This is a genomic window from Inquilinus limosus (assembly GCF_002195995.1).
Lineage (GTDB): Bacteria > Pseudomonadota > Alphaproteobacteria > DSM-16000 > Inquilinaceae > Inquilinus > Inquilinus limosus_C.
In genome coordinates, this window is the sequence record NZ_NHON01000021.1 from 86283 (window position 1) to 94568 (window position 8286).

The following is an 8286-nucleotide window of genomic DNA, read 5'->3' on the forward strand; positions in this document are numbered from 1 at the left end:
GGATGACGCCGCAAAAGTCGCCGCGGCAGAAAGGCGGATCCTTGTCGGCGAGCATGCCGGCCCTCACTCCGGGGATGGTCACTCGGCCCCCACCCGCCTGGCGCGGACATCCGCGCCTTGTCCTGCCGCACCGGGCTGGACAGGCTCCCCGATTCTCGCGAGCACATCCAAAGCCGCCTCGAGGTCGGGAGTGCCTCCGGCTTCCGTAAATTGCTCGACGACCGGTCGCAGGAGCGCATGGGCTTCGGCGGAACGACCTTGGCCGGCCCAAAGCGAAGCGAGGTCGGTTGCCGCCCGCAACTCCCACACTCGTGAGCCCTGGCATCGGCTTATCTCGAGAGACTGGGCAAAGTATGCCCCCGCGTCCACGCTGTTCAGTTCCGGCGCGGAAACGAGAATGCTGCCTTTCAGGCGCAGAAGCTCGGGGAGGTAGTACTGAAATCTTGTCTCTTCAATCTCCCTCTCTGCTTCATTCATGAGATCAAAGGCTTCTGCAAATCGACCCTCGGAAACAAGACCGGATGCGAGAACCATTTGGAAACGAACGGTATAAATCTCAAATCTGGCAATATGGAGAGCTTGGATATGCCGCCGCAGTGCTGCCACACCCGCCTCGACGTCACCTCGCCGGATTGCGAGCTCGGCCTTGAAGGCGTTGCCCATGTGCAGATATGGAGCGAATTCTTGCCTCTCCACGCGCGAAATAAACCAGTCCAGAAGTTCTTGTGCGAAATCAAGATCGCCAATCCAAAGGATTGTTGCGATCGAGCTCAGCACGACCGCGAGAGATACGGGGTGGCGAATCGCTTCTGCATCGCTGAATGCCGTCTGAATCGCAGCCCGTGCTTCCGTCGGATAGCCTTGCAGCCAGAGTGTGGTGATCCAACTGATTCGAGCCCAGGTGTGATGGTCAAATCCGAAGTGAACCTGTCGGCTCGCCGCCGCATTGCCGGGAGCGAGCACGGATTCCAGCTCCGATCGCGCGTCAGAAAGCCGCCCCAGAGAGAGGTACGCAACGCCAAGCAGGGTATGTGAAAGAGAGATGGCCACCGGATCATCAAGTGTCTGAGCAAACTCCGAGCAGCGTTGAGCGCAACGCAGGCACTCCAGATATTGCCCGCTGCGTAAGTGGCAGAAGAATATCGGCCCAAGCAAGCGTGCTGCATTGATATAGTCGCCACGAGCTTCGGCAATCTCCAGGCTTCTGTTTAGCGCCGAAAATGTCGCTTCGGAGTGACCTTGCGTGAACATCAGCGAGACGCCACGAGAAGCCTGAAGGTGCATTTCCTCCTTTCCCCGACGGGATGTCGCGTCGAGGGTGCACAGCGCTCGCTCGGTCCAACGGTGGCATTCGGGAACCAGCCCCATGGCGCGGAATACCGGGGCAGCGGCGGCAGCAAGCCCGATCCCGACCTGAGGATCCCCGGTGGCGCCGAAGCACCACTCCAGAGCGGCGCGTACATTGTTCAAGGCAGCGAAGTGCGGCGCGCGCTCAGCGCCGGTCGTCAGTGCAGACCATTCGGTGCCGTTTTGCTCGAGCCAGCGCCGGAAATAGCGCGCATGGCGGGTGGCCAGTTCCGTCCGCATCGCTTCATCCGAGCTGAGATCGACTGCGTAGGAACGGGTCGTGTCGAGCAGGCGGTAGCGCATCATCGCGCCGAGGGGGCGCGCGGCGACCATCGATTTCTCGACGAGGCTGTCGATCGCCGCGAAGACCGCTGGTGTATCCAGCCTATCGTTCGTCACCACCTCCAATGCTGCATCCAAGGTGAAGTAGCCGACAAAGATTGCCAGCCGGCGCAGCACCAGGCGCTCGAGATCGGTGAGCAGCCCGAAACTCCAGTCCAGCGTCGCCTGCAATGTCTGTTGGCGAGGCGGAGCGGTCCGCAGGCCCTGCCACAACAGCGTCAGGCGCTGGTCCAGCAGCGCGGCGGTCTGCTCGAGACCGTAGGTCTCGACTCGTCTGGCAGCAAGTTCGATGGCGAGTGCGACGCCGTCGAGCCTGCGGCAAATGTCGCAGACGATGGCAGCGTCCGCAGCGCTGATGTTGAGGCGAGCACCGCCGGCGACCGCTCGTTCGATAAATAGCTGGGTCGCGGGGAATTGCCGAATGGCACTCAGTGCGACCGCAGGCGCTGCGGGCGGACACGCCAGAGGCTCCAGCCTGTAGATGTGCTCGCCCTCGATGCGAAGTGCTTCTCGACTGGTTGCCAGAACATGGACCTGTGGCGCTGCATTCAAAATGGCCGCCACCATGCGGGCAATGGCTTCGATAAGGTGCTCGCAGGTATCGAGAACCAGAAGAAGACGTTTATCCTTCAGAAATCGGGCAAGATCGGGCGTGGCGTCTTCCGTCTGCACCGACAGGCCGAGTAGAGATGCCACCGTCGTCGCAGCCAGCCCCAGATCGTTGATGACGCCAAAATCAACAAACAGCACCTGTCCCGCGAATTCCTCGGCCACCTGGTGGGCGGCGGCGATCGCCATCGTCGTCTTCCCGACACCGCCCGGGCCGACAATCGTGACGAAGCGGGATTCGGTCAGTTGCGTCGAGAGCGTCAGGACTTCCTCGTCCCGACCGATCATGCGATCGAGGCGAGGAGGAAGGCTCGCCTCGGGGAAATGGAGTGTCCGAGCCGGCACATTGCCATGATCGCCGACAGTTCTCGCCACCGGTGCGACAAAGCAATAGCCGCGGCCTACAACAGTGCTGATGTAGCGCGCACCATCCTGGCCATCCCCCAGCGCCTTTCGCAGGCTGGCCATGTGAAACCGCAAGGTGACATCCTCGACAAGCACATTCGGCCAGACCTCCTCCATCAGTTCCTTCTTGCTGATGGTGTGGTTGGGCCGGGTCACGAGCGCGATCAGGAGGTCCAGAGCTCGCCCTCCCATTTCAACGGGCAGGCTCTCGCGAATCAGCAGTCTTTCACCAACGGATAACTTGAACGGACCGAAGAGAAGCACCGCGCTATTTTTGCCCACCTCAATCGCCATGACGTCTCTCTCGGACCAGCATGTCTCACGCGGCTTTGGAGCGATCCCAGCCCGGCCATGCTCTGCGAGGCGGCGAAGACTGGGATGTCGAGCATGACCCGGGAATCTTCACTCCCGCAAGATGAAGAACCTGCCGCTGGCGGCCGACACGCGGCCATGGGTCCCGACGGAAGCACCCTCGAGCACGAATGCGGCGGTAGCGTCGCTCCGCGTCGCGTTCTCCGGATCCCGGGCGATCGGGAAAATGGGCAGGATGCTGGTCGTTGCGGCCATCGTCGGGTCGATCCGGCGCAATTGGAATGCCCATATTCCACGAGGCAATGTGATTTTAAACGTCATACATTTGAGTATGCATGTCAATATGGATAAAATGCATATAAATTGCGCTGTACCGAGCGCAGCTGACTAAGCTGCAGTTGGTCGACAAAGGCACCCTTCGCAATCCGGAAGCCGGCTCCCCCTGTCTCAGGATAGGAGCGGCTTGAGTCCGGAGCGGCCGATGGATGAAAACAGGAGCTGGCCGCGCACCTCCGACATCGAGAGCCCTGGGATGTGGACGAGACACGCTGAGAGGTGGCGGACCGTGACGGGCCTGCCGCAGGGAACGGGTCAGGCTGATGGACTCGTCGATTGGCGACGGGATATGCGGCCGGCTGCACGACTGCGTAGCCGGCCGCAGATTTTCGCTATTCCCGGGAGAGGGCCGCAGCGAAGGGCTAACTCACTGAGCGGTCGCGGCCTGCTCGATCAGCGTCGCCACCGCGGGCGCATGCGATACCATCACCACATGCGACGCCCCCTTGACCTCCACCGTCTGGCGCGAACGGGCGCGCTCGGCCATGAAGCTCAATGCGGCGGGCGGAATGTTCTTATCCTTGGAACCGTAGATGAACCAGGACGGTACGGTTTTCCAGGCCGGCGCCGTCGACGCTTCCGAAAGCGCGGCCTCGGCGATCGGTCGCTGGCCGGCGGCCATGAGACGTGCCTGCGCTTCCAGCACGTCCGCTGCGAACTGCTCGGGAAAACGCTGTTGCTGGATATAGAGATCATTCCCGCCCGACGTCAGCTTGACCGCCGGGGCGAGCGCCCCACCGAGAGTGCTCCCGGGGAACTTTCCGGTCAGTGAAAGAGCGGTCTCGCCGGCCTCGGGCGCGAAGGCGGCGACGTAGACCAGCGCCTTCACGTTCGGACGCCCCTCTGCCGCCTCGCTGATGACCGAGCCGCCATACGAGTGGCCCACGAGGACGACCGGGCCCTCGATGCTCTTCACAACGTCCGCGACGGCATCGGCATCGGTACGGACACCACGAAGCGGGTTCGCAGCCGCGACGACCTTGTAACCGTCCTTCTCGAGGATGGCGATGACGCCGCTCCAGCTCGACGAGTCCGCGAAAGCTCCGTGGACGAGCACGACCGTCGGCCTGGTCGGCTGCGCCTGCGCCGGCGCCATCAGGGCGCCAAGCTGGGCAGCGAGCGCCAGCCCGGCGACGATGACTTTGTTCATATCGATTTCCTTTGGGAAGGGCCGCTCAAACGCAGCGGGCGAACAGCGTCCTTTGCCTTCAGATGGTCGCGATGATCAGCGGAACGAACGGAACGCGGCACGCACCTCTTGCGCGAAGATCTGCGGCTGCTCCCAGGCAGCGAAATGGCCGCCGTTGCTGGCCTCATTGAAGTAGAAGAGGTTCTTGTAGCAGCGCTCAGCCCAGGTCTTCGGGGCGCGGAAAATCTCGCCCGGGAACACGCTGACCGCAACCGGCAGATCGATGAGGCCGCGAGCATTGAAGTTGTTGGTGTGATCTTCCCAATAGATCCGGGCGGCGGAGGCCCCGGTCCCCGTCAGCCAATAGAGCGCGAGATCGTCAACGATCTCGTCACGGGTCAGGACGCGCTCAGGCTGGCCACCGCTGTAGGTCCATTGGGCGATCTTCTCGTACATCCAGGCCGCCATGCCGACAGGCGAGTCGACCAGCGAGTAGCCGATCGTCTGAGGCCGCGTGTTCATCATCGCGGCATAGGCGGAGTTGTCGCGGTAGAAGGCCTCCAACTGGTCGAATGCCGCGCGTTCCTTGGCTGACAGGCTGGGAGGGGCCGGATCACCCGCCGCCAGGGTCCTGGCGATATCGGCGGGCACCACGGCGGGCATGTTCAGATGAATGGCGAGCAGTCCGGGCACGTGCTGCAGTGCCATGCGCTGCGAGATCACCGAACCGCAGTCGCCGCCCTGGCTGACATAGGCGTCGTAGCCCAGCCGGCGCATCAGGGTGGACCAGGCGCGACCGATATGGTCCGATCCCCATCCCAGTTCCGTGGGCTTTGCCGAGAAGCCGAAGCCCGGGATCGAAGGGATGACCAGGTGGAATGCATCGTCGGCGGTGCCGCCATGCGCCGTCGGATTGGTGAGCGGGTCGACGGCCTTCAGGAATTCGAGCACCGACCCCGGCCAGCCATGCGTCAGGATCATCGGCAACGCATTCTCATGGCGCGAGCGCACATGGATGAAGTGGATGTCGAGCCCGTCGATCTCGGTCAGGAACATCGGCAGCGAATTGAGCTTCGCCTCGACCTTGCGCCAGTCGTAGTCGGTTGCCCAATACCGCAGCAGCGGTTCGATGGTCTGGCGACGAACGCCCTGGCCGTCGTCGGGCGCCGGCTCGGCATCGGCCCATCGGGTCTCGGCGATGCGGCGCTTCATCGCCGCAATATCGGTGTCCGGAACCGCGACCTTGAATGGCCGGATCGGGGCGCCGGCGGTAGCCTGGGCGCGTGCGATCACGGGCATGGCAGCCACAGCCCCGGCAAGCGCGGCACCCGCCACGAACTGGCGACGCGATATCGGAACACCATCATGCACTTGTCGTCTCCTCGACTAGAAACCCAAATCGATCGGTTCGATACAGGGAAGCGACAGCGCGACACCCGTTAGATTCTGTGATGAAGCGTTAGCCGGCCTCGAAGCAGCCGGTGAGGCCGGCACGGCAAGCGCACTCATGACCGGCCTGGCGGACAGCTCGCACTGTCACGAACCGGCGGGCGGTGACGCCAGACCACGAGGTTCGCGACCTGGCCCGGAGTGTCCAGCGGCTTCCCCTGGGAGCGGCCTCAAGCCACCCTTTCCGAGGTCAATGGGAGTAATCCGTGAAGACGTAGTCTGCGTTGGCTTCCAGCTTCTGCAGCTTCACATGGCAGGCGAAACATGACTGCACGACGGCAGGATTCTTCGTCGGCAGGCCATTTTCAAACTGGCCGTAGCCCCAGCCGGCGGTCTCGGCGTAGCGCTTGGAATCCTTCACGCTGATCTGCACGTTCGTCGGTGGACCCGCCACGAATGATTGCGGAGCCGGAAAGACGGAGTCGTTGCGGGGCGACGATTGGTACCGCCATGCCAGCCGGGCGATAATCGTGCCATCCGGGAAGGGCCGTACATTCTCTCGAAAAGCCTTGACGGCGATCTCGTTGCCGAGAATGGCACGGATATCATTGTTCTGCCCGTTCTCCTGGGCGACGCTGATGAGCTTCCAGTCCCGGTAGCCTTCCGGAAGCGTCACACCGTAAATCGGCGCTCCCTGGTCATCGGGAGCCTGGGCCGAGACATGGGCCGCAACGCCCACCGAAATCGTGACGATTGCGATGGCACAGGCGATCGTTCTCTTCATCGCATTCTCCTGGATGTCCGGTCGGCATTTGTTGGAGCGGCCTGAGAGTGGGTCTGGCCATAGAGCCTCCCTGGATCCGAGGGGCAAGGGAGAACCATCCAAGCTCAGGACCAACATCGAGTCGTAACCCGGCATGGCGAAATCGTCGCCGATTCTCAACGCACGATATCGAGACGAGTGCGATAGAGCCTCTGGGTCGCGATGTGCCAGGCGTCGTCCATCATTTCATAGTCGACGTGATAGTGCCCGCAGCCATGCAGCGCCCTGAACTGCGCCACGCCTTCCCCGCTTCCGTTCTCGCCGGAGAGGTCGACCCAGTCCTCCATCGCCCAGACGCCATGCGCCCGTGCCGGAGCTTCGATCTCGATCTCGTAAGAGAGGAGATGATGGATCGTCGCGCCGCCGCCGATGGTGTGCGACAGCCGTTCGATGATCTGCTCGCGGCCAGTCAGAACCAACTGCAGCCGCCCCTCCAGGTCGTGCACCATGAAGGTGCCATGCGGCAGGAAGAGGCGCGCGAGCGCGCCCCAGTCCTTGCTGTCGGCCAGTCGGACATAGCGCGACTGGAGGCTGCGGATGGCCTCGATGGCGACCAGGCGATCGAGGTCGACCATGGCCGGATCTCGAGCGCCAGAAGCGCGAGATGGCCAAACGGCGGGACGGATCATGGGATCAGCAGGAGCTTGCCGGTGGTGGCGCGGCTCTCCATGTCGGAATGGGCCTTCGCGGCGTCCGCCAGGTCGTAGGTCCCGCCGATCCTGATCGTCAGCTGGCCTCCGATGATCCAGTCGAACAGCTGCCGCGCCCGGGCCCGCAGCCGCTCCGGCGTGTGGATATGGTCGGAGAAGGTGGCGTAGCCGATCTTGATGCTCTTCGGCAGGCTCATGATGTCGAGCGGCTCGGGTCCGCCGAGAACCGGGCCGTACCAGCAGAAGGTGCCCGAGCGCCGCAGCGATGCGAGATATGGTCGGAGAAGGTGGCGTAGCCGATCTTGATGCTCTTCGGCAGGCTCATGATGTCGAGCGGCTCGGGTCCGCCGAGAACCGGGCCGTACCAGCAGAAGGTGCCCGAGCGCCGCAGCGATGCGAGGGAGGCCTGGAAGGTCTTGGGACCGGAGCCGTCGTAGACGACATGGACGCCGTCGCCCCCGGTCAGGCGGACCGCCTCCTCGGCGAACTGCCCCTCCGTGTCGATGATGACATGGTCGGCGCCGGCTTCCCTGGCCGCGGCGACCTTGTCGGCGCTGGACACCCGCGCGATGACATGGCCGCCGCGCAGCTTGATGATCTGGGTCAGGATCTGGCCGACGCCGCCTGCCGCGGCATGGACCAGCGCCACATCGCCCGGCTGGACCGGGTAGAAATCCGTGGCGAAATGGCTGGCCGTCAGGCCCTGCATCATGACCGCGGCGGCGGTGCGGTCGTCGATCTCGTCCGGGATCGCGACGAGCGCCGGGGCCGGCGCCAGGATGCGGTCGGCGTAGCTGCCGGGAACATAGACCCAGGCGACCCGTTGGCCGACCTCGACGCCATCGACACCCGCCCCCAGCGCCAGCACCCGGCCGGCCCCGGCGCTCGTCGCGATCCCGGACGAGATCGACGACCGCACCGCCGCCGCGGTCATGATGCAGGGC

The 8286-nt window shown here is 63.7% G+C and carries 8 protein-coding genes; all 8 read right to left on the reverse strand.

Features of this window, described 5'->3' with window-relative positions:
• Positions 1-78 precede the first annotated feature (78 nt).
• Positions 79-2997, reverse strand: coding sequence for an ATP-binding protein (locus BWR60_RS13615; protein ID WP_088151572.1), 2919 nt, complete (start codon positions 2995-2997; stop codon positions 79-81).
• A 108-nt stretch (positions 2998-3105) separates the two neighbouring features.
• Entirely contained in the window at positions 3106-3270 is a 165-nt protein-coding gene (locus tag BWR60_RS37030; RefSeq protein ID WP_179221756.1) for a hypothetical protein, read from the reverse strand.
• Between the two features lie 448 nt (positions 3271-3718).
• The gene (locus BWR60_RS13620; protein WP_088151573.1) at positions 3719-4501 is read right to left on the reverse strand and encodes an alpha/beta fold hydrolase; all 783 of its coding nucleotides are present in this window, start codon (positions 4499-4501) and stop codon (positions 3719-3721) included.
• A gap of 75 nt (positions 4502-4576) precedes the next feature.
• Positions 4577-5851 (reverse strand): epoxide hydrolase family protein, encoded by a 1275-nt coding sequence (locus tag BWR60_RS13625; protein ID WP_230983046.1) that lies wholly within the window; start codon positions 5849-5851, stop codon positions 4577-4579.
• A 268-nt stretch (positions 5852-6119) separates the two neighbouring features.
• Positions 6120-6653 (reverse strand): cytochrome P460 family protein, encoded by a 534-nt coding sequence (locus tag BWR60_RS13630; protein ID WP_088151575.1) that lies wholly within the window; start codon positions 6651-6653, stop codon positions 6120-6122.
• Positions 6654-6808: 155 nt separating this feature from the next.
• A complete protein-coding gene (locus tag BWR60_RS13635; RefSeq protein WP_179221757.1) occupies positions 6809-7267 on the reverse strand; it encodes a nuclear transport factor 2 family protein in 459 nt (152 codons plus the stop codon).
• 50 nt (positions 7268-7317) lie between these two features.
• Positions 7318-7539 carry a zinc-binding dehydrogenase gene (locus BWR60_RS13640; protein WP_218823483.1) on the reverse strand — a complete coding sequence of 74 codons (222 nt, stop codon included), beginning with the start codon at positions 7537-7539 and terminating at the stop codon, positions 7318-7320.
• On the reverse strand, positions 7536-8286 hold a 751-nt coding region (locus tag BWR60_RS13645), incomplete at its 5' end, for a zinc-binding dehydrogenase (protein ID WP_144445618.1). The genes BWR60_RS13645 and BWR60_RS13640, both read right to left, overlap by 4 nt.